The sequence below is a fragment of the Xanthomonas hortorum genome (assembly GCF_024339125.1).
Lineage (GTDB): Bacteria > Pseudomonadota > Gammaproteobacteria > Xanthomonadales > Xanthomonadaceae > Xanthomonas > Xanthomonas hortorum.
The window spans coordinates 2,354,921-2,376,088 of the sequence record NZ_CP101417.1; the positions used below are offsets into that span (position 1 = coordinate 2,354,921).

A 21,168-nucleotide genomic window follows, 5' to 3' on the forward strand; every position below is an offset into this window, starting at 1 on the left:
ACTGGCGGCCTCGCCAGACGGCGTTTCTCCGATCCGACCCGCTACGCATGTCCGCCGCCACCCTCGTCCAACCGTCCGCCAGCGCCACCTACGCGCAGCGCGTCGCCTTCGTTTCGGAAATCGCCGGGCGCCTGCATACCTACGGCACCACCGCGCAGCGGCTGGAGGCCGCGGTGGTCGGGCTCTCGCAGAAGCTGGGGCTGGACTGCGAGCCCTGGTCCAATCCCACCGGGATTATTTTGAGCTTCAGCGACCCGACCAAGTCGATCGGCTCCAGCGACATCACGCGGGTGATCCGGCTGGCACCGGGCGAGAACGATCTGTACAAACTCAGCGTGGCCGATTACATCGCCGACAGCGTGGCCAATGGACGCATGAGCATCGCGCAGGGGCACACGGCGCTGCGCCGGCTGGACCGCGAGGTCGACCGGCGTGGCAAGACCATGCAGGTGCTGGCCTTCGGGCTGGCTGCAGCCGGCGTGGCCGGGCTGTGGAAATTGCCCTGGCTGGATATCGCCACCGCTGGCGCGATCGGTATGTCGATCGGGCTGCTGACCCAATACACCGATAAACGCCCGGCCACCAAAGAGGCCGGAGAAGCATTGGCCGGCTTGCTGGCCGGTGTGGTGGCGACGGTGGTCGGCTCGCTGCTTGGCCCGTTGAATCTCAATACGGTGATCATCGCCTCGCTGGTGGTGCTGCTGCCCGGCATGTCGCTGACCAATGCCTTCAACGAGCTGGCCAGCCAGCACTGGGTCTCAGGAACCGCGCGCCTGGCCGGTGCGGTGACCACGGTGCTCAAGCTCACCGTCGGTGCGGTGATCGCCGTGACGCTGACGCAGCTGGTCGGCTTGCAGCCACAGCTCGCCGCGGTGCGTCCGCAGGCCAGTTGGGTGGAATGGGCTTCGCTGCTGGTGGCCGCTTATGCGTTTGCAGTGTTGTTCAAGGCCAGTCGACGCGATTATCCCTGGATCATGGCTGCAGCCATGTCCGGTTATGTCATTGCGCGTTATGCGGGGCATGCCTGGGGCGGCCCGGCCGGCGTATTCGCCTCGGCCATGGCATTGACTGCCGCCGGTAATCTATTTGGGCGGGTGGTGCAAAGACCCGGTGCATTGATTCGTTTGCCGGGCATCATCATGCTGGTTCCGGGTAGTACCAGCCTGCGCGGATTTCTCACCCTGGTGCAGCAACAGGATGTCAGTGTCGGGCAAGCGGCACTATTGGCAGTGACCAATATCGTGATGGCATTGATGGCCGGATTGCTGTTCGGCAATCTGTTGATTCCGGCCCGCAAGAATTTATGAGGTGCAGGAAACGCGCGCAATAAAAACGCCGGCAATGCCGGCGTTTTTATTGGTTTGAATCAAGCGGCCTTGGACTTCTTGGTGGCGCGCTTGGTGACAACTTTACGTGCCGAGGTCTTCTTGGCCGGGGTCTTCTTGGCGCCGACCTTGCTGATCAGAAAGTCTTCGACTTTCTTGCCGGCGGCGGTCAATTCGGCCAGCCAGCGCGGCTGCTTGCCACGGCCGGTCCAGGCTTCCTGGGGATTTGCCGGGTTGCGATACTTCGGCGGCACCTTGCCCAGCTTGCGGCCGGCGCGCGGGCCCGGCTTGGCAGCGGCAGCCGGACGACCCGGACCAGCGCTGGCAGTGGCGGAAGCGCCAAACAATTCTTCAATGGAATAACCATGCGCTTTTGCGGCGCGGGTCAGCTGGGTGCGGACCTTTGCGATCGGGGTGCGCTTGGCAACCACCGTCTGCTGCTTCTTCGCATTCTTGATCAGTGCACCCAACTGCTTGGCCGACAGGCCGCTAAGATCGATCGACATCACTACTCCGGAAAATGAGAGAGAAAAGAATGCCGGTCCGTGGCAGCGCTGGCCATCATAATGTCAGAAAACCCGCGTGACAAATGCGCCGAAATAATTCGGCGCCTTGTGTTCATCTGTTTGAAGCGGGTTCGGGGTGTTTGATCAACGTTCCAGGCGGGAGAATAACCCGGCCTTATCCAGGTTTTCTGCTGCCTCGGCGGTGCGCGCGCGATATTCAAATGTGCCAGCCGCCAATCCGCGTTCTGAGACCACCACCCGATGCGGAATGCCCAATAGTTCCATATCGGCAAACATGGCGCCCGGACGCAAACCGCGATCGTCCAGTGCGGCTTCGATACCTACGGCAATCAACTCGTCCAACAGCGCACCGGCTGCGGCAATCACCTGTGGGTCCTGTTTCGGGTTGATCACGCACACCACCACCTGCCATGGCGCCATCGGTGCGGGCCAGATGATGCCGGCCTCGTCGTGGTTCTGTTCGATCGCCGCAGCCACGATGCGCGAAATCCCGATGCCGTAGCAGCCCATCTTCATCACCGCGACCTTGCCGTTCTCGTCGATCACGGTGGCCTGCAATGCCTGTGCGTACTGGCTGCCAAGCTGGAACACATGGCCCACTTCGATGCCACGGGCCAGCCGCAGCTCGCCGCCATCGGCCGCACGTTCGCCTTCGATGACGTTGCGCACATCGGCCACGGTGTCCGGCTCGGGCAGGTCGCGGCCCCAGTTGACGCCTGCCAGATGCGCGCCGGACACATTGGCGCCGACCACGAAATCGGCCAGGGCTGCGACATCGCGATCGGCCACCACGCGCACCGGGCGCGCGGTGTTCACCGGGCCCAGAAAACCCGGCTCGCAGCCGAGGTGGTCGCGGATTTCGGCCTCATTGGCCATCCGGTAACCGGCCAGGCCAGCGACCTTGCCGAGCTTGATCTCGTTGACCGCGTGGTCGCCACGTACCAGCACCAGCACAAAGCCGGCCTCGGTCATCACCGCCACCGACTTGACTGTGCGCTGCAGCGCGATGCCCAGCAGCTGGGCGACGTCTTCGCAGGTTTTCTGGGTGGGCGTTGCGACCTGGCGCATCGCCTCGCCAGCCTCGGCGCGCGGGGCGGGCAGGGCGGCGCTGGCAGTTTCCACGTTGGCGGCGTAATCGGAAGCCGTGGAGAACGCCAGCGAGTCTTCGCCGGAGGCGGCGATGACATGGAATTCCTGCGAGGCGTCACCGCCGATGGCGCCGGAATCGGCCTGCACGGCGCGGAATTCCAACCCCAGGCGGGTGAAGATGCGGGTGTAGGCCGCGCGCATGTTGTCGTACTCGCGCGCCATGTCCTCGTCGGTGAGATGGAACGAGTAAGCGTCCTTCATCAGGAATTCGCGCGCACGCATCACCCCGAAGCGCGGGCGGATTTCATCGCGGAACTTGGTCTGGATCTGATAGAAATTCAGCGGCAGCTGCTTGTAGCTGTTGATCTCCTGGCGCGCGAACTCGGCCGCGGCTTCCTCGGCGGTGGGGCTGTAGCAGAACTCCTGTTCCTTGCGGTCCTTGATCTTGAGCAACTGCCCGCCGAACTTTTCCCAGCGGCCGGTGGCGTCCCACAACTCGCGCGGCTGGATGGTAGGGAACAGCACTTCCACCGCCCCGGCGCGGTTCATCTCTTCGCGCACGATGGCCTCGACCTTGCGCAACACGCGCAGGCCCAGCGGCGACCAGGTGTACAGCCCGGAGGCCAGCTTGCGGATCATGCCCGCGCGCAGCATCAGACGGTGGCTGACCAGCTCGGCGTCGGCCGGGGTTTCCTTGGTGGTGTGCAGGTGGAACTGGGAAAGACGCATCGGGCTTCGCTTGGGCGGAAAGCCCATAGTTTGCCAGTGTCGCGCCCTGGCGGTCATCGGCGAGGGCGCTGCCCCGTCTCGGCAGGGCGGGAAAGACCTGTGCGTGATCGGTCTGGCCAAGTGTTCTTGGCCCAAAGACGTGTGGCCGGCGTTCTGGCGCGGCCGGTGCTGAAATCGGCGTGTGCCCTGCGTAGACGGCAGTTGGTGCGCAGCGTCCACCCAATAGAGGGCGGCCACGTGTTTTTGGACTCAGGTGGCCGGGCCGCTGCTGGTCGGTGCTGGCTTGCAATAGGCCTTGGCGGCCGCTTCGGCGAGGTTGTGCTGTGCGGTGCGGGCGTCCGGGTCCAGCGGGGTGCCGGGCTTGCCGTCGGCGCCAGCGCCCATGGTCACCTCGCCCTTGCCGCTGAGCAGCTCCAGGTTGCGACGTGCGGTGAGGCAATCGGCCGATTCGGGTGCGGCGGTTTCTGGTGCGGCGATGGCGGCGGTGCCGCTGCGCGCGTCGATCCGGCGCGATTCGTAGCGCTGGCCGGACGGCGGCGGGGTTTCGGTGTAGTGGGTCACGCCCTTGGCGTCCTTCCACTTATAGAGATCGGTCGCGCCGGCGCCGGCGCTGACCAGCATCAACAGGGCGCAAAGCCCGGACGACAGCTGCATGTGGCTTCCCCTGGATGATTCCCGCGGCGATTGCAGCATCCGCGGCCTGCGCTGGCAAGTGATGCCGCCCGGCGTACGCGTCAAGGGCAGGGCGCGCTACCGCCGAACGGACCTCAGGCCCTACACTTGTCGGATGGATGAAATGAGACCTCCCCCGCGCTCGCGCACGATTTACCTGCTGCCGAACCTGTTCACCACCGCCGGGCTGTTTTCCGGTTTTTACGCCATCATCGCAGCCGCCAATGGGCAATTCGTCCAGGCGGCCATGGCGGTGTTCGTGGCTGCGGTGATGGACGGGCTGGACGGCCGGGTCGCGCGCCTGACCAATACCAGCAGCGAATTCGGCGTGCAGTACGACTCGCTGGCCGATCTGGTCAGCTTCGGCATGGCCCCGGCGCTGGTGATGTATCACTGGTCGCTGTCGGCGCTGAAGTACGACGGCAACGTGATGGGCCGGGTCGGCTGGTCGGCCGCCTTTCTATATGCGGCCTGCGCGGCATTGCGGCTGGCCCGCTTCAACACGCAAGTAGGCGTGGTCGACAAACGCTGGTTCATCGGCCTGGCCAGTCCGGCGGCGGCCGGCTTGATGATGGCGTTCGTGTGGGCGTTTGCCGACGACAGCCTGGGCTTCGATGGCGAGCAGCTGCGCTATCTGGCATTGGCGATCACGGTTGTCTCTGCCTTGTTGATGGTCAGCCGGATCCGCTTCTGGAGCTTCAAGGGCGGTGCGCGTGGGCCGCGTGCCGACCGCGTGCCGTTCCTGGCGCTGGCGATCGCCACGGTGGTGATCGCGCTGCTGGTGATCGACCTGGCCCGTTCGCTGCTGGTGATCGGTGTGCTGTATGCGCTGTCCGGCCCGGTGATGTGGCTGTGGCGGCGCTGGCGGCGCGTCCCCGAGCTGCCATGAGCCCGGCTGTGATGAGCAACCTGTCATGAGCGTGCTGTCATGAGTGAGATGGCGTCCGAGCCGATGTGGTCAGATCTGCAGGTCTCGTATCTGCAGGCGTTGGGGCACACCGTGTATCTGGACCGCGACACGGTGGATGCGCTGCCTGCGCCGGCCGATGTGGTCGAAAGTGCACCGGCGACAGCGCCGATGCGCGTCGAGCGTGCGGTGCAGGCGCCATCGGTGGCCCACGCTGCGGCGCCTGTCGCACGTCGCACCGTACCGGCTGCACCCGCCGAGGCCCCACGTGCGCCCAATACCGCGCCGTCGGCCGCGCCGCCGCGGCGTAGTCGTGTCGGCCTGCCGGATCGTTTGCAGATCGCGTTGCTGCGCGCTTCCGGCTGCAACCCCGGCGACCCGAATACCCAGGCCTTGATGGCCACCTGGCCGCTGGCCGAGTTGCGTGGCAACCCGGCAGCCAAGCGCGCGCTGTGGCCGCAGTTGCGTGCGCTACGGCGGCGTCAGGACCCGGCGTGAGCGCATTGAACGCACCCCTGCCCACAGCGCTGCGCGCGATGCGCGAGAGCGATCTGGACGTGGTGATGGAGATCGAGCATCGCGCCTATCCGTTTCCGTGGACGCGCAACATCTTTCGCGACTGCCTGCAGGCCGGCTACCCCGGCTGGGTGATGGAGCAGGGTGGCCAGGTCATCGGCTATGGGGTGATCAGCATTGCCGCCGACGAGGCGCACGTGCTCAACGTCTGCATCGCACCAGAAGCCCAATCGCAAGGCCATGGCCGCGTGTTGCTGCGCGCGCTGATCAAGGGTGCCTGCGATCGCGGCGCGCGGCGTGCGTTTCTGGAAGTGCGCCCGTCCAACCCCTCGGCGATCGCGCTGTATCACTCCGAAGGCTTCAACGAAATCGGGCGGCGCCCACGCTACTACCCCTCCAACACCGGGCGCGAGGATGCGTTGGTGATGGCGATCGAGTTGTTCTTCGAAGGGTTCTCCTGAGCGCCATTGGTAGTTGCTGACCGCATTCGTCGATGGACTGCGTTGGCGACGGTTGATCCGGTCTGTGCTGATGCCCGCGTGCATCCATTGCTGTTGTGCTCTAGCTCGCGTGCGCAATGTCCATCGCAGCAACAGGCTGCGCTTGCGATCGGATGCCGTTAACCGCATGCCGCCACCGACGATGTCGCCGCCCGCGATCAATCGCTTGCCGTCGCTCTGACTCAGGCTGCCGCGTGGTTGCAATCGATGGCATTGCGATGCGCGCAACTGCTGCACTTGATTGATTGCCCGTCGTGCGCATCGTCCAACGCGCAGCGCCGCGCGCCGCGCTGATCGATGGCGATATTTTCGCCATATTCCAATTCTTTTTTGGTTACGCTGATCGCATAAGTCCGATCGCAGTGCACGCGTTGCGGTGTCGATACGTCGCATCGCAACACGCATGTACGTCGAAGAAAACACGCAGCACGTGATCGCAGCGGCACACCGTACTGGACCTGCGTCCATCTGCATTGCGATTCGAATCATGCTGCGCTGCAGTGTCCTTGTCGCTGTCTCTGCGTGTCTTGAGTGCAGCGTTTTGTCTTCTCTTGGGTGTCTCGCAACCGTTTGCGTGACTGCGCATCCACATCGATACATCGGCTAGATACAAGCGATTGCGATGCTCCTAGTATCGGTTTCGCGGAACTGAACATTACATAGATGAAAAGTATGTTCCGCGCCTGCTAGACGAGGGGTGTGCCGCCGCGCGGCGCATCGAACCTATCCGAGGGAGACATCAAGATGAAGCCGAAATTTTCAACGGCGGCCGCCGCGTCGCTGTTTGTCGGGTCGTTGCTGGTCGTTGGCGTTGCCTGCGCCGATCCTGCACTGGAAGTTGCAACCACTGGTTGGGCAACACAGAACGGTGGGACCAAAGGCGGCTCCAAAGCGGCCGCTGCCAACATCTACACGGTCAAGAATGCCGCCGAGCTGAAGAACGCGCTGAAGGCCAGCGTAGGCAGCAACGGACGCATCATCAAGATCAGCGGCATCATCGATGTCAGTGAAGGCAAGCCCTACACCAAGACCTCGGATATGAAGGCGCGCGCGCGTCTGGACGTGCCCACCAAAACCACGCTGATCGGCATCACCAGCAACGCGGAAATTCGCGAGGGCTATTTCTACGTCAAGGCCAACGACGTCATCATTCGCAATCTCACCATCGAAAATCCGTGGGATCCGGAACCGGTCTGGGATCCAGATGACGGCAGCGCCGGCAACTGGAATGCCGAGTACGACGGCTTGACGGTGGAAGGTGCCACCAACGTGTGGGTGGACCATGTCACCTTCACTGATGGTCGCCGTACCGACGATCAGAACGGCACCGCCAATGGCCGCCCCAAGCAGCATCATGATGGCGCGATGGACGTCAAGAAAGGCGCCAACTTCGTGACGATTTCCTACTCGGCCTTCAAATCGCACGAGAAGAACGATCTGATCGGTTCCAGCGACAGCGCCTCCAGCACCGACAGCGGCAAGCTCAAGGTGACCATCCACAACACCTTGTTCGAAAACATCTCCGCACGTGCGCCGCGGGTGCGCTTCGGCCAGGTGCATCTGTACAACAACTACCACGTTGGCAGCACCACTCATCCGGTCTACAAGTTCTCGCACGCGCATGGTGTGGGCAAGGAATCGAAGATCTTCTCCGAGCGCAATGCGTTCGATATCAGCGGTGTGAGCGGCTGCGACAAGATCGCGGCCGATTACGGCGGCAGCGTGTACCGCGATCAGGGCTCGCTGCTCAATGGCAAGGCGCTGTCGTGCTTGTGGAATACCAACATCGGTTGGACGCCGCCGTACACCTACAACCTGCTGTCGGCCGACAAGGTCGCTGCAGACGTCAAGGCAAAGGCCGGCGCCGGAAAGCTGTAAGCGGTACCAACGCAACATCGAATGCAGCGCCTGCAAAACGGGTGCTGCATTTGCGTGTGTGCGATGTATGCGAAGTACACGCAAGCATAAAAATAATTTTCAAAAATAGACTATTCAATAGTTTTCATAAGCATTAGGATCGAGTTGCGATCGCTAGGGGACTGGCCTTGATGGCCTGGGCGATTGCATCGGGGAGCGCGTCGTCTCATGCGGCGCGCCATCGCGTCACTCATTCAAGAGAATTCATCACCATGTCGAAAGCATCGACAGTCGTTGGTCGTACCGTTGTGGGCGTCGTTCTGGGCGCTGCGTTGTTGTCCCCCGCAGCGCACGCTGCAGATCCATCCTTGGAAGTGGCCACCACCGGCTGGGCGACCCAGAACGGCGGCACCAAAGGCGGCTCCAAAGCCGCAGCTGCAGACATCTACACCGTCAGCACGGCAGCGCAGTTGAAGGCTGCGTTGAAAGCCAAGGCCGGCAGCAATGGCCGCATCATCAAGGTCAAGGGTGTCATCGACATCAGCGAAGGCAAGGCCTACACCAAGACTGCGGACATGAAGACCCGTGCGCGCCTGGACATCCCGACCAAGACCACACTGATCGGCGTTGGCACCAACGCGGAAATCCGCGAGGGTTATTTCTACGTCAAGGCCAACGACGTCATCGTGCGCAATCTCACCATCGAAAATCCGTGGGATCCGGAGCCGAAGTGGGATGACGACGACGGCGACAACGGCAACTGGAATTCCGAATACGACGGCCTGACCGTGGAAGCGGCCACCAACGTGTGGGTGGACCATGTCACCTTTACCGATGGTCGCCGCACCGACGATCAGAACGGCACCGCCAACGGGCGCCCGAAGCAGCATCACGATGGTGCGATGGACGTCAAGAAGGGCGCCAACTTCGTCACCATCTCGTACTCGGCGTTCAAGTCGCACGAGAAGAACAGCCTGATCGGCTCCAGCGACAGCGCCTCCGGCACCGACAGCGGCAAGCTCAAGGTGACCATCCACAACACCTTGTTCGAGAACATCTCGGCACGCGCGCCGCGGGTGCGTTTCGGCCAGGTGCATCTGTACAACAACTACCACGTCGGTAGCACCGGCAATAAGGTGTATCCGTTCTCGCATGCGCATGGCGTGGGCAAGGAGTCGAAGATCTTCTCGGAGAACAATGCGTTCGATATCAGCGGCGTGAGCAGTTGCGACAAGATTGCCGGCGATTACAAGGGCAGCGTGTATCGCGACCAGGGGTCGTTGATCAATGGCAAGGCGTTGACCTGTTCGTGGAACAGCAACATCGGCTGGAAGCCGCCGTATACCTACAACCTGCTGGCTGCGAACAAGGTGGCTGCAGACGTCAAGGCAAAGGCCGGCGCAGGCAAGCTGTAACGCGTCTGCGCTAGGCAATGCTGCGATGACTGCAGCATTGCATGAGCTCCCACAACGCCCGCAGCGATGCGGGCGTTGTGCGTTTGCGCGATGTCCTCATTGATGTCTCGATGTCTCGCGACATCGCTGGGCAAGGACCAGTCGGGGATGGTCGCTGTGCATGGTGCAAGCAATGCACGGTCCATGTTGTTCGATCACCGTGTTTTCTGTTTGCTTTTCAACGCAAGCCGACCAACCAACAAGCTTTTAAGAAAGCAACCGACTCACTCTCTGGCGCGGTGGCCTTACCGGTTGCGGGACCGTGTGGCGGCATGGATGCCGCCACCGAGCCTCCAGGGATGGATTCACGGCGTGTCCCGCGAGCGGTGAGGTCACCGTACCCTCGACTAACCAAGCTTTCGACCTGAGCTCCAACTGCATTTATAACGCCGATACGACCGGAATCCCGGTTGTATCGGACTGATTGAGCAGTGTGGATAGATCACTTGTAAAAGCGGCTGATCTGCGGCTTGGCTGCGGGGTCCTTGCCCGCCCACCATCGCGGGACACGCCGCAAGTACGTCCGTGTAGGCTCTTACGCGGCATCCATGCCGCGTAAGGTCCCGCGACGGTGGGCGGACAAGGACCAGTGGAGATGGTCGGCGTGCATGGTTGCAAGCAGCGTATGACGCGCGTTTTTGGATGACAGCGCGAATGACGGTTAGTCCTACCAGCAATGACGGCTAGTCCGACCAGCGTCGCAACGCAAACGAACAACAGGCAGGCTTTCAACGAAGCGACCTACGAACTTCCTGGTGCGGTGCCCTCGCCGATTGCGGGACCGTGTGGCGGCATGGATGCCGCCACCGAGCCTACATGGACGTACTTGCGGCGTGTCCTGCGAGCGGCGAGGGCACCGCGCGCTCGACCATCGATCAACTGATCGGTTGTCCTTCGAATACCGACTGCGGTCGCCTGGTAGCGGCGCAGTCAGGTGATCTATTGCGCTAGATCTTGGCGCGTTGCTCGCGCAGACCGGTCAACTGCGTGGTCCAGTCGTTCAAGCGCGCGCGTTCCTGTTCGACCACCGCGGCCGGTGCGTTTTCCACGAACGTGGCGTTGCCGAGCTTGCCGTTGCACTTGCCGATTTCCCCTTCCACACGCTTGATTTCCTTGTCCAGACGCGTGCGTTCGGCATCCATGTCGACCAGGCCTTCCAGCGGCACCAGCAGCGTGAGCTCGCCGACGATGGCGGCGGCCGATGGCGGTGCCTCCTGACCGGCGTCCAGCCAGTCGATCGTTTCTAGCTTGAGCAAGAACGACAGCTGCGAGGCGAAGCGGGCAACGCGAGTGCGATCGTCCTGCGTGCCGGCCTGCAACAGCAGGCGCACCTGCTTGGAGGGCGGCACGTTCAGTTCGCTGCGTACGCGGCGCAGCGCCGACACCATCGACTTCAGCCATTCGACATCGGCCTCTGCGCTGGCATAGCCGTGGGTGTCGATATCGCCGGCCTGCGGAAACGCCTGCAACGAGATCGTCGCGGCGGTGATGCCCAGGCGCGGTGCGACTTGCTGCCACAGTTCTTCGGTGACGAACGGTGTGAGCGGGTGCAGCAGACGCAGCAAGGCTTCGAGTACATAGAGCAGGGTGTGACGCGTGCTGGCGGCATCTTCTGCGTGCTCAATCGCTTCCGGCGTGCTGCCTGCAGCGGCCAGCGTGCTGTCCTGCACAGTGCCGTTGAGTGCGGGCTTGGCCAGTTCCACGAACCAATCGCAGAACGCATTCCAGGCAAATTCGTACAGCGATTGCGTGAGCAGGTCGAAACGGTAGTTGGCGTAGAGCGCGTGGGTTTCTGCGGTGACCTTGTCCAGACGCGCCAGGATCCACTGCTCCGCTTCGGTGCGCGGCTGCGGCACGCCGCTGAAGCGCGCGCCTTCTGTGTTCATCAGCACGAAGCGCGTGGCATTCCACAGCTTGTTGCAGAAGTTTTTGTAGCCTTCGGCGCGGCCCAGATCGAACTTGATATCGCGACCATGCGTGGCGAGTGCGGCGATGGTGAAGCGCAGCGCGTCGGCACCGTGCGCGATGATGCCGTCCGGGAATTCCTTGCGCGTGGCTTTTTCGATCTTGGGCGCATCCTTGGGCTTCATCAGGCCGGTGGTGCGCTTGGCGACCAGCGCCTCGATGCTGATGCCGTCGATGATGTCCAGCGGATCGAGGACGTTGCCCTTGGACTTGGACATCTTCTGGCCCTGCGCATCGCGAATCAGGCCGGTGATGTAGACATCGCGGAACGGCACCTGGCCGGTGAAGCTGTCGGTGGCCATGATCATGCGCGCCACCCAGAAGAAGATGATGTCGAAGCCGGTGACCAGCACCGACGACGGCAGATAGCGCTCGAAGCCGCGCTCGGCCATCGCGTTCGCATCTGGCCAGCCCAGCGTGGAGAACGGCCACAGTTGCGAGGAGAACCAGGTTTCCAGCACGTCGCTGTCCTGATGCAGCGCGACGTCGGCACCCAAACCGTGTTTCGCGCGCACCTCGGCTTCGTCATGGCCGACATAGCACTTGCCTGCCTCGTCGAACCACGCCGGGATGCGATGCCCCCACCACAGCTGACGGCTGATGCACCAATCCTGGATATTCTCCATCCAATGGCGATAGGTGTTGATCCAGTTCGGCGGCACGAATTTGATCTGGCCGCTTTCGACTAGCTCCAGGCCACGTTTGGCCAGTGCGTCCATTTTCACGAACCACTGGTCGGTGAGATAGGGCTCAATCACCTGGCCGGTACGGTCGCCACGCGGCACCTGCAGTTTGTGCGGCTTGGTTTCGACCAATACGCCCAGGTCTTCCAGTTCGGACAGCACCAGCTTGCGTGCGTCGTAGCGATCCAGGCCGCGGTAACGCTCCGGCGCGTTGTCGTTGATCGTTGCAGTGACGGTGAACAGATTGATCAACGGCAAGTCATGCCGCACGCCCACCGCGTAATCGTTGAAATCATGCGCCGGCGTGACCTTGACCACGCCGGTGCCGAAGGCGCGGTCGACGTAATCGTCGGTGATCACCGGCACTTGCCGGCCGGTCAGCGGCAGCACGATGCGGGCGTTGTGCAGCGTGGCGTAGCGCGCATCGTCCGGGTGCACCATCACGGCGGTATCGCCCAGCATGGTTTCCGGGCGCGTGGTGGCCACCACCAGATAATCGCGGGTTTCGCGCAGCGTCTCGACGCCGTCGGCATCGTGCTCGACGTGCTCATAGGTCACGCCGTCCGCTAGCGGATAGCGGATCGACCACAAAAAGCCGTCTTCTTCGACGTTTTCCACTTCCAGATCGGAGATGGCGGTTTTCAGTACCGGGTCCCAGTTGACCAGGCGCTGGCCGCGATAGATCAGGCCCTGTTCGTACCAGCGCACGAACGCCTCATTGACTGCGGCCGAGGGTTGCGGGTCCATGGTGAAAGTGCTGCGCGACCAGTCGCTGGAGGTGCCCAGGCGACGCATCTGGCGCTCGATGGTGTCGCCGGATTCGGCCTTCCATTCCCACACCTTGGCGATGAAGCCCTCGCGCCCGAGCGAGTCGCGCGTTTCGCCATTGCCTTCAAGCGCCAGATTGCGCGACACCACCATCTCGGTGGCGATGCCGGCGTGGTCGGTGCCCACCTGCCACAACGTATCGAAGCCGCGCATGCGGTGATAGCGCACCAGGGCATCCATCAGCGTCTGCTGGAACGCATGGCCCATGTGCAGCGTACCGGTCACGTTCGGCGGCGGCAGCAACACCGTATACGGCTCCCCCTTGCCGGACGGCACGAAATAACCGGCGGCCTCCCACTGCGCGTACAGGCGCGATTCGAAGGAAGAGGGGTCGTAGCTGGAGGCTAGGGTGGTCATAGAGGGGCTGGGATTCGTTGATTCGGGATTCGGGATTTGTTGATGCGTGGTGCCAGCAGAGATCATTGGCAATCCATTGCATCAACCTCAGCGGTGGCGCTGTGGAACGGAGATTGGCTGTTGGGATCGTCGTTGGAAAGGACTTGTGGATGCGCGCAAAACCGCTCCTGCGAATCCCCAATCCCAACTCCCCAATCCCCGCCCCTCTCACATGTCGTACTTGGTCAGTTCCAGGCCCAGGGCCTTGTACTGCTTCCAGCGTTCGCGCAGCGGTTCGCGGGCGGCGGGATCGGCGGGCACCACTTCCAGCACGCGGTCGCAGGCGCCCAGGTACGGGTCGTCGCGCAGGTTGATCACCAGCGGGCGCGAGGGCGCGGTGAACTCGGGGGCGGCAATCAGCACCGGGGCGAGTTCGTCCTCTTCGTCGGTGCCGGCGATCTGGTGCGGAATATAGGCCTCGTCGTCGAACGCCCACAGCAGGTCGTCCAGCGCTTCGGCCTGTTCGGCATCGCGCGCCAGGATCAGCGTGGAGAGATTGGCGTCGTAGGCCTTGCGCGCCAGCTCGCAGACCAGCCGCAGCGGTTCGTTGAGGAAGCGCGGTTTGGCGATCAGATAAAAGTCGGCACGGGGCATGGTCAGATCACGAAACGGAAGGGAAAGCAGATTCGGCAACGACGCAGCCGAGCGTGAACAGCAGGCCGGACGCCAGTATCGCCAGCAGAAACCCGCCTGTGGCGCGCAGGCGTCGGCCGGCAGGCCGCGAGCGATACAGATAGATGACGATGAACACCAGCCAGGCCAGCACCATCCCGATGTTGAGCCACATCGGGCGGCGATAGCCGTGCTGGCGGCTGTCGGCCGCCAGCCAGACGAAGATCAGCACCAGCAGCAGCGCAAACCGCACCAGGTCGGCGGCATCGCCGTTCCACCAGCCGGGTAACGCGCTGGCGGCCCCGTCCACCAGCACGAAGCCAGCGATCAGGGCCAGTGCAGCGCGTGGCGACATCAGGCTGCGCGGTCGAGCAACCACTGCGTCAACAGTCCCACCGGGCGACCGGTGGCCATGCCGCGCTTGCCTTCGTCGCTGGCCACGCCGGCGATATCCAGATGCGCCCAGCGCTGGTTTTCGGTGAAGCGCGACAGGAAGCAGCCGGCAGTGATCGCGCCGCCCCAGCGGCCGCCGATGTTGTAGACGTCGGCGAAGCTGGAATCCAGCAGGCCCTGGTATTCGTCCCACAGCGGCAGGCGCCAGGCGCGGTCGAACACGTGCTCGCCAGCGGCCAGCAGTTCGTTGGCCAGGTCGTCGTGCTTGCTCATCAGGCCGGCGGTCTGGTGGCCGAGTGCCACCATGCAGGCACCGGTCAGCGTGGCCACGTCCACCAGTGCTTCAGGGTTGAAGCGCTCGGCGTAGGTCAGCGCATCGCACAGGATCAGGCGGCCTTCGGCGTCGGTATTGCCGACCTCGATGGTCTTGCCGGACATGCTGGTGATCACGTCGGAGGGGCGATAGGCATTGCCGTCGATGGCGTTTTCCACCGCCGGCACCACCACCACCAGGTTGATCGGCAGCTCGGCCTTGACCGTGGCCACGAAGGTGCCGATGACGTTGGCGCCGCCGCACATGTCGTATTTCATTTCCTCGATGCCGCCCTGCGTCTTGAGGTTGACGCCGCCGGTGTCGAAGGTGATGCCCTTGCCGACCAGCACATAGGGGCGCGCATCGCCGCCGCCGTTCCACTTCAGCACGATCAGGTGCGGGCGGTTGGCCGAGCCGCGCGCTACCGACAGCAGCGAGCCCATGCCGAGCGCTTCCATCTGCGTCTCGTCCAGGATCTCGGCTTCGGCGCCGGGAAACTTGCCGGCAAACGCGGCGGCGGTCTCGGCCAGGTAGGCCGGGGTGCAGTAGTTCGGCGGCAGGTTGCCCAGCTCGCGGGCGAACTCCACGCCCTCGGCGGTCGCCACGCCAACCGCCAGTGCGCGGGTGTCGTCGCCGGCGATCGCAAGCGTGGTCAAGCCGGTCTCGTCGACCTTCTTCTTGCCCAGCGTGGCGGTGTAGCGGTAAGCGGCGTGGTCGCTGACGACGATCGCCTGGCGAATGTTCCACGCGCTATCGCGCGCCTTGATCGGCAATTCGGTCAGGGTGAGCAGGGCGGTGCCGACCGGGCCGGTCTTCAGCGCGCGGGTCGCATCGCCGATCGCCTTGAGGTAGGGCGCCACGCCGAACTTGCCGGCATCGCCCAGCCCGACCACCAGTACGCGCGGGGCGGCCACGCCCGGCAGGTCGTGCAGCAGGCTGGTGCTGCCGGTCTTGGAGGCCACATCGCCGCGTGCGACCAGTGCCGTCAAACGGCCCTGGCTGGCGCTGTCCAGCGCCTGGGCGGCGGGCGAAAGGGTCTTGTCGGCGAACACGCCAACCACGATGCAGTCGACGTGGGCGCTTGCCGGCGCGTCTTGGTTCAGGGTGAATTGCAGGGCCATTGATCAGATTCCGTAGGCAAATCCGTACAATCGCGGACTGTTTACGCCAACCTGACTAGGCTGGCGATGCCGCGAACGAATCCGAGAGTTTAAAACAAGCCCACCCCATGCCGAAGCTCGATCGATACCTGCTTAGCGATTTCACCCAGAGCTTCCTGGCCACCTTGATCGTGCTGCTGGTCGTCAGCGTGGGCGGTGTGCTGGTGGATATCCTCGGCAATATCGCCGATGGCCGCATCCCCGCTCGCTTGTTGCTGTCTCAGGTGGGTCTGCAATTTGTGGCCTACCTGCCGATCATCCTGCCGCTGGCGCTCATGCTCGGCCTGCTGCTGGCACTGGCGAGGCTGTACCGCGATTCAGAAATGGCCGTGATCACCGCCATTGGCGTCGGCCCGCGGCGCATGTTGCGCCCGATCCTGATGCTGGTGGTGCCGGTGGTGGTGCTGATCGGGCTGTGCTCGCTGTGGCTGGGCCCGTGGGCCAGCCGTACCGCCGAGACCATGCTGGAAGACGCCAACCGCAGCGTGCTGATGGCCGGCCTGGAGTCGGGCAAGTTCACCCCGCTGTCCGGCGGTGGGGTGGTCTACCTGACCACGATCTCGGCCGACGGCAAGGGCCTGGGCAAGGTGTTCATGCAGCGCCAGAAGGACGATCGTATCGATGTGGTCACCGCCGAGCGTGGTGCGATGTTCTTCGAAGGCAAGGCCAACCGCTACCTGCGCCTGGAGGACGGTTACCGCATCGAAGGCCCGGCCGCCGGCAACACCCTGGACTACCGCTTGATGAAGTTCGCCAGCAACGACGTGGCCCTGCCCGACCGCAGCCAGGTCCACGACGCCAACGATCCGGAAGTGATGTGGACCACGCAGCTGCTGTCGGACGAACGCCCGGCCGCGCGCGCGCAGCTGCATGAGCGTCTGGCGCCGCCGCTGCTGGCGCTGGCGTTCGCGCTGCTGACCCTGCCGCTATCGCGCAGTGCGCCGCGGCAGCAGCGCTACGGCCGGATCATGCTGGCGTTCCTGGCGTACATGGTGGGTACCAACCTGATGATCGTCGGCACCCAGTGGATCGCCAATGGCAAGACGCCGGCCGCGCTCGGTCTGTGGTGGCTGACGCTGCCATTGCTGGCAGTGGCGATCTGGGCGTATGCACGCGATGGCCGCGTGCGTCGGCCGAGGGTGCGCGCATGAGGTTGATGCCACGGGTACACGATTGGTACGTCGGGCGCGCGGTGCTGTTCACCGTGCTGCTGACCTGGGCCGTGCTGCTGGGGCTGGATCTGGTCAACGCGTTTGCCAGCGAGGCCAAGAACATTGGCCAGGGGAGCTATACCTTTGGTCATGCGTTCGCTTATGTGGCTTACACGGTGCCGCGGCGGGCCTACACCTTGTTCCCCACTGCGGCGGTGATCGGTGCGTTGATGGGTCTGGGCCAGTTGGCGGCCACCTCCGAGCTGACCGCCTTGCGTGCGCTGGGCGTGTCGCGCAAGCGGATGTCGGCCTCGGTGGTCGCGGCGATGGCATTGCTGACCGCCGGCATGGTGATCAGCGGCGAGACCGTTGGGCCGTGGGCACAGAACCAGGCCGATACGCTCAAGACCAGCGCCCGCTACAACAGCGATATGGCAATGGCGCGCTATTCGGGCCTGTGGGCGCGCGAAGGCTATACCTTCCTCAATGCGCTGAGCGGCGAAGAGAAGCTGCTCGATGGCGGCGGTACCGCGCTGGATCTGCACGATGTGCGGCTGTATCACCTCGATGCCAGCGGCCGCCTGCAGCAGCTGACTTATGCGGCATTGGCAGAAAATCGCAATGGCACCTGGACGCTGCGCCAGGTGCGCCGCGATACCTTCCAGGAGCGCTCGGTGCAGCGCGAAACCTTCCCCGAGCTGCCGTGGCAATCGCAGCTCAGCCCGGCGGCGCTGGCGGCGGGGCTGGCCAAGCCGCGCAACCTGTCCGCGCGCGATCTGGAACAGAGCATCGAGTACCGCCGCCGCAATGGCCTGGACGCGCGCGACTACGAAGATCAGTACTGGAGCCGCTGGTTCTATCCGCTCAACGTATTGGCGCTGTGCCTGGCGGCGATTCCGTTCTCGTTCGGCTCGCTGCGTAGCGGCGGTCTGGGCAAGCGGCTGTTCCTGGGCATCCTGTTCGCGCTGGGCTTCTGGCTGCTGCAACTGTTCTTCGGCCGCATGGCCGGTGCGCTCAAGCTGGATTACCGCATCGCCTATGCACTGCCGCCGATGGTGATGCTGGGGGTGTCGGCGTGGTTGTTCCGCAGGCGCAGTAGTTAGAGCGGCTAAATAAACGACTGCGCTCACCGCCAGGCGGGCGCGGCCGGTGCTCGGAGTCGGGGCATGTGCACTCAGTTTCCTGCGCGCCATCCGCGCCACCTGACGACCGCTCGCTACGTTTTATCAGCTGCTCTTAGTCGCGCCGCGTTGCATCTGCGGCCTGTGGTGATAGCTATGTGCTTCGAGTGATCGGTGCTCAGTTCTTCTGTTTGGGAACCCGCTGCAGCCTGGTTCCGCTGGCACGGTCGTGCCACGTCAAATGATCACGATCCACCCACGCCCACCAGAATCCCAGTGCGCCCAGGGCCAGCGACAACGTACCCACCGCATAGCGGATCCATAGCGCGCGCCACGAGGCCTGCGGGCCGATCAGCGACAGCCGCCACGGCCGCATGCCCAGGGTCTGGCCGCCGCGCCGCCAGCTCACCGTGGCGTAGATGCCGGCGGCGATCCAGCAGCACAGCCACAACAGCCATTGCCAACCGCTGAAAGGGGCGATGTTTTCGCGTGCGGAATGCCCGGCAAGCGTGAAGCCCAGGGTGAAAGCGGTGGAAATCAGCATCCATAGCGCCAGCACCGGCCAGGCGTCGTAACACATGGCCAGCAGCCGCCAGCAGACCAAGGCAGGGGCGCGTGCAGTGCGAGGCGAGGGAATCGAGGTCATGCCGCGAGCATAGCCGGCACGGGCGATCGAGCAACGCCGCGTTGCGGCAGTGCCGTGCTGAAGATAAGAGCGAGCAAGTGGCTGGCGAACTGCGTCACGCGGTCGCCCTGAGGTGTTGCCGGCAACCGGCAAAGCGACTGCGCAAAGTGCGTGCGTGCTGCAACGGCGGCCCGTTGCGCCAAGGAGCGCGCTGCCAACACTTCAATCATCGCCAACGTATCGCATCGGATCCTGCGCGACAGGCTCTATGCTGTTGCGATGTCTGCCAGCAGTCCTGCCGAACGTCGCCAACTCGCCCAACAGCTGCCGCCCCTGCAGGCAGCCGACGCTGCCGCCATCGAGCGTTTCCTGGATCGTTTCTGGGCCGAGAACGGGGTGGCACGGCAGACCCTGGACAGCTATCGGCGCGATCTGGAAGGGCTGGCGCGTTGGCGCGACGGGGCCGGCGGCGGGCTGCTGGGCGTCGATCGGGCTGCGGTGTTCGACTATCTACGCTGGCGCTCCGAGGCGCGCTATTCGCCACGCAGCACGGCGCGGTTGTTGTCGACGCTGCGGGCGTTCTACGGGCTGTGTCTGCGCGAGGGCCTGCGCAGCGACGACCCGACCGCGCTGATCGATCCGCCCCACTTGCCGCGCAGCTTGCCCAAGGCGCTGACCGAAAGTCAGATCGAAGCACTGCTGGCCGCTCCCGACATCGACAGCCCGCTGGGCCTGCGCGATCGCGCCATGCTGGAGCTGATGTATGCCGCCGGCCTGCGCGTCAGCGAGCTGGTCAACCTGCCGGCGGTGGGGGTGAATCTGCGGCAAGGCGTGCTGCGGGTGACCGGCAAGGGCAGCAAGGATCGGTTGGTGCCGTTGGGCGAGGAATCCCAGCATTGGCTGGAGCGCTATCTGCACGAGGCGCGCCCGCTGCTGGCCAGCCACAAGCCGGTGGCGCCGGTCGATGGGCAGGTGCCGCTGTTCATCGACGCCGCGCGTCAGCCGCCCAGCCGCCAGCAGTTCTGGGCGCTGGTCAAACGCTATGCGGCGGTGGCCGGGATCGACCCGGACACGGTTAGCCCGCACGGGTTGCGCCACAGCTTCGCCACCCATCTGCTCAACCACGGCGCAGACCTGCGCGCGCTGCAGATGCTGCTCGGCCATAGCTCGTTGTCGACCACCCAGATCTACACGCTGGTGGCGCGCCAGCATCTGCAAAAGTTGCACGCCAAGCATCATCCTCGCGGGTGAACGGGTACTGCGGCAGGCCGGTGGTGATGCATCTCGCCAGGTAAGGGGCTGCCAGCGAGCCGGTCAATGCGCAATCGCCACGACCCGCGCGCCGATCCCCGCAACGAACTGGCCGTTCGGGTCGCCAATAAACTGAGCCGGGCGTTGCCTTGCTTCATCTGCGCTGTGCGAGAATCCGGGTACCCCATTCCACTGGATGCGTGAATGTATCGTCTTGCCATCGCCGCGCTGCTGGGCGCGATCAGTCTTACCGCCTGCGCACAATCGTCGCAGCCTGCGGCAAGCAATGCCGGCGCCAAGCCAGCCGCCGCGCCTGCCGCCACCGGCAATGTGGATCAGCGTGTGAGCACGGCGCTCAAGGCGCTGGACCCGGACTTCAAGCCCGATTACATCGGCGCCGCGCCGTTTCCCGGTTTCCGCGAAGTGGTGGTGGGCGGGCAGGTGCTGTACGTCAGCGACGACGGCCGCTACCTGATGCAGGCGCAGCCGTTCGACATCCAGAACAAGCAGTTTGCCGCCAGCGCCGGTCTGCTGGCCTATCGCCGCAAACAGCTGGAAACCATCCCCAAGGCCGACCGCATTGTGTTTGCGCCGGCGAATCCGAAGTACGCGGTCACTGTGTTCACCGACGTGGAGTGCGGCTACTGCCGCAAGCTGCACAGCGAGATCGCCGAGCTGAACAAGCAGGGCATCGCGGTGGAATACGTCGCTTTCCCGCGCATGGGCCTGGGCAGCCAGGACTACAAGGACATGGTGGCGGTGTGGTGCTCGGCCGACCGCAAGCAGGCGCTGACCAATGCCAAGTCCGGTCAGTCGGTGAGTTCCAAGGACTGCAAGAACCCGGTGTCGATGGAGTACACGCTGGGCCAGCGCCTGGGCGTCAACGGCACCCCGGCGATCTTCGCCCCCGACGGCACCCAGCTCGGTGGCTACCTGCCGCCAGCGCAGCTGCGTGAGGCGCTGGAAAAGCGCGCCGTCACCACGGCGGGCGGAAGCCGCTGATGTCTCTGCAAGCGGCGTTGTGATGCCGCTTCGGCGCTGGTGGCTTCGGCCGCCAGCGTGATCGCTCAAAAGGCCGGGATGCGCATGCATTC

The 21,168-nt window shown here is 64.1% G+C and carries 18 protein-coding genes and 1 other RNA gene; 11 read left to right on the top strand and 8 right to left on the bottom strand.

Annotation, left to right across the window (positions count from 1 at the left end; all coding sequences use genetic code 11):
- The first annotated feature begins 47 nt into the window (after positions 1-47).
- Positions 48-1,307 (top strand): threonine/serine exporter family protein, encoded by a 1,260-nt coding sequence (locus NMB96_RS09955; protein ID WP_043888908.1) that lies wholly within the window; start codon positions 48-50, stop codon positions 1,305-1,307.
- A gap of 59 nt (positions 1,308-1,366) precedes the next feature.
- Here the strand turns inward: NMB96_RS09955 and NMB96_RS09960 are convergent, their stop codons facing one another.
- The 3 genes from NMB96_RS09960 to NMB96_RS09970 all read right to left on the bottom strand — a co-directional run bounded on the left by NMB96_RS09960 (position 1,367) and on the right by NMB96_RS09970 (position 4,324).
- Positions 1,367-1,831, bottom strand: a complete 465-nt coding sequence (locus NMB96_RS09960; RefSeq protein ID WP_023902528.1) for an H-NS histone family protein — start codon at positions 1,829-1,831, stop codon at positions 1,367-1,369.
- Positions 1,832-1,975: 144 nt separating this feature from the next.
- Positions 1,976-3,670: a proline--tRNA ligase gene (locus tag NMB96_RS09965; protein ID WP_255086802.1), complete on the bottom strand. Its 1,695-nt coding sequence runs from the start codon at positions 3,668-3,670 to the stop codon at positions 1,976-1,978.
- 249 nt (positions 3,671-3,919) lie between these two features.
- Positions 3,920-4,324, bottom strand: coding sequence for a DUF4124 domain-containing protein (locus tag NMB96_RS09970; RefSeq protein WP_255086803.1), 405 nt, complete (start codon positions 4,322-4,324; stop codon positions 3,920-3,922).
- 133 nt (positions 4,325-4,457) lie between these two features.
- On the opposite strand from NMB96_RS09970, the gene pssA reads away from it, so the two are divergent.
- The 5 genes from pssA to NMB96_RS09995 all read left to right on the top strand — a co-directional run bounded on the left by pssA (position 4,458) and on the right by NMB96_RS09995 (position 9,537).
- Positions 4,458-5,231 carry a CDP-diacylglycerol--serine O-phosphatidyltransferase gene (pssA, locus tag NMB96_RS09975; RefSeq protein WP_255086805.1) on the top strand — a complete coding sequence of 258 codons (774 nt, stop codon included), beginning with the start codon at positions 4,458-4,460 and terminating at the stop codon, positions 5,229-5,231.
- A gap of 39 nt (positions 5,232-5,270) precedes the next feature.
- The gene (locus NMB96_RS09980; protein ID WP_255086806.1) at positions 5,271-5,747 is read left to right on the top strand and encodes an alanine acetyltransferase; all 477 of its coding nucleotides are present in this window, start codon (positions 5,271-5,273) and stop codon (positions 5,745-5,747) included.
- Complete coding sequence (gene rimI / locus NMB96_RS09985; protein ID WP_023902533.1) at positions 5,744-6,226, top strand: ribosomal protein S18-alanine N-acetyltransferase; 483 nt, start codon at positions 5,744-5,746, stop codon at positions 6,224-6,226. Before NMB96_RS09980 ends, rimI begins: the two co-directional genes overlap by 4 nt.
- Positions 6,227-7,009: 783 nt before the next feature.
- On the top strand, positions 7,010-8,143 hold the full coding sequence (locus tag NMB96_RS09990) for a pectate lyase family protein (protein WP_255086807.1): 1,134 nt from the start codon (positions 7,010-7,012) through the stop codon (positions 8,141-8,143).
- Positions 8,144-8,394: 251 nt separating this feature from the next.
- Positions 8,395-9,537 carry a pectate lyase family protein gene (locus NMB96_RS09995; RefSeq protein WP_255086808.1) on the top strand — a complete coding sequence of 381 codons (1,143 nt, stop codon included), beginning with the start codon at positions 8,395-8,397 and terminating at the stop codon, positions 9,535-9,537.
- A 986-nt stretch (positions 9,538-10,523) separates the two neighbouring features.
- On the opposite strand, the gene NMB96_RS10000 is transcribed toward NMB96_RS09995, so the two are convergent.
- The 4 genes from NMB96_RS10000 to NMB96_RS10015 form a co-directional block, all read right to left on the bottom strand.
- Positions 10,524-13,409, bottom strand: a complete 2,886-nt coding sequence (locus NMB96_RS10000; RefSeq protein WP_023902614.1) for a valine--tRNA ligase — start codon at positions 13,407-13,409, stop codon at positions 10,524-10,526.
- 207 nt (positions 13,410-13,616) lie between these two features.
- Complete coding sequence (locus NMB96_RS10005; protein WP_023902615.1) at positions 13,617-14,042, bottom strand: DNA polymerase III subunit chi; 426 nt, start codon at positions 14,040-14,042, stop codon at positions 13,617-13,619.
- Between the two features lie 7 nt (positions 14,043-14,049).
- On the bottom strand, positions 14,050-14,415 hold the full coding sequence (locus NMB96_RS10010; protein ID WP_023902616.1) for a hypothetical protein: 366 nt from the start codon (positions 14,413-14,415) through the stop codon (positions 14,050-14,052).
- Entirely contained in the window at positions 14,415-15,887 is a 1,473-nt protein-coding gene (locus NMB96_RS10015; protein WP_183086897.1) for a leucyl aminopeptidase, read from the bottom strand. The genes NMB96_RS10010 and NMB96_RS10015 overlap by 1 nt, the downstream gene beginning before the upstream one ends.
- A gap of 107 nt (positions 15,888-15,994) precedes the next feature.
- Between NMB96_RS10015 and lptF the strand changes: the two genes are divergently transcribed.
- The 3 genes from lptF to NMB96_RS10030 all read left to right on the top strand — a co-directional run bounded on the left by lptF (position 15,995) and on the right by NMB96_RS10030 (position 18,309).
- The gene (gene lptF, locus NMB96_RS10020; protein WP_006448521.1) at positions 15,995-17,077 is read left to right on the top strand and encodes an LPS export ABC transporter permease LptF; all 1,083 of its coding nucleotides are present in this window, start codon (positions 15,995-15,997) and stop codon (positions 17,075-17,077) included.
- On the top strand, positions 17,074-18,180 hold the full coding sequence (gene lptG / locus NMB96_RS10025; RefSeq protein ID WP_255086809.1) for an LPS export ABC transporter permease LptG: 1,107 nt from the start codon (positions 17,074-17,076) through the stop codon (positions 18,178-18,180). The genes lptF and lptG overlap by 4 nt, the downstream gene beginning before the upstream one ends.
- Positions 18,181-18,243: 63 nt before the next feature.
- Positions 18,244-18,309, top strand: a non-coding RNA gene (locus NMB96_RS10030) — sX9 sRNA.
- 67 nt (positions 18,310-18,376) lie between these two features.
- On the opposite strand, the gene NMB96_RS10035 is transcribed toward NMB96_RS10030, so the two are convergent.
- Positions 18,377-18,844 carry an RDD family protein gene (locus NMB96_RS10035; RefSeq protein WP_255086810.1) on the bottom strand — a complete coding sequence of 156 codons (468 nt, stop codon included), beginning with the start codon at positions 18,842-18,844 and terminating at the stop codon, positions 18,377-18,379.
- A gap of 258 nt (positions 18,845-19,102) precedes the next feature.
- Between NMB96_RS10035 and xerD the strand changes: the two genes are divergently transcribed.
- Together xerD and NMB96_RS10045 are read left to right on the top strand one after the other, a co-directional pair.
- Positions 19,103-20,074, top strand: coding sequence for a site-specific tyrosine recombinase XerD (gene xerD / locus NMB96_RS10040; protein WP_043888934.1), 972 nt, complete (start codon positions 19,103-19,105; stop codon positions 20,072-20,074).
- A 204-nt stretch (positions 20,075-20,278) separates the two neighbouring features.
- Complete coding sequence (locus NMB96_RS10045) at positions 20,279-21,076, top strand: DsbC family protein (protein ID WP_006448516.1); 798 nt, start codon at positions 20,279-20,281, stop codon at positions 21,074-21,076.
- Positions 21,077-21,168 lie beyond the last annotated feature (92 nt).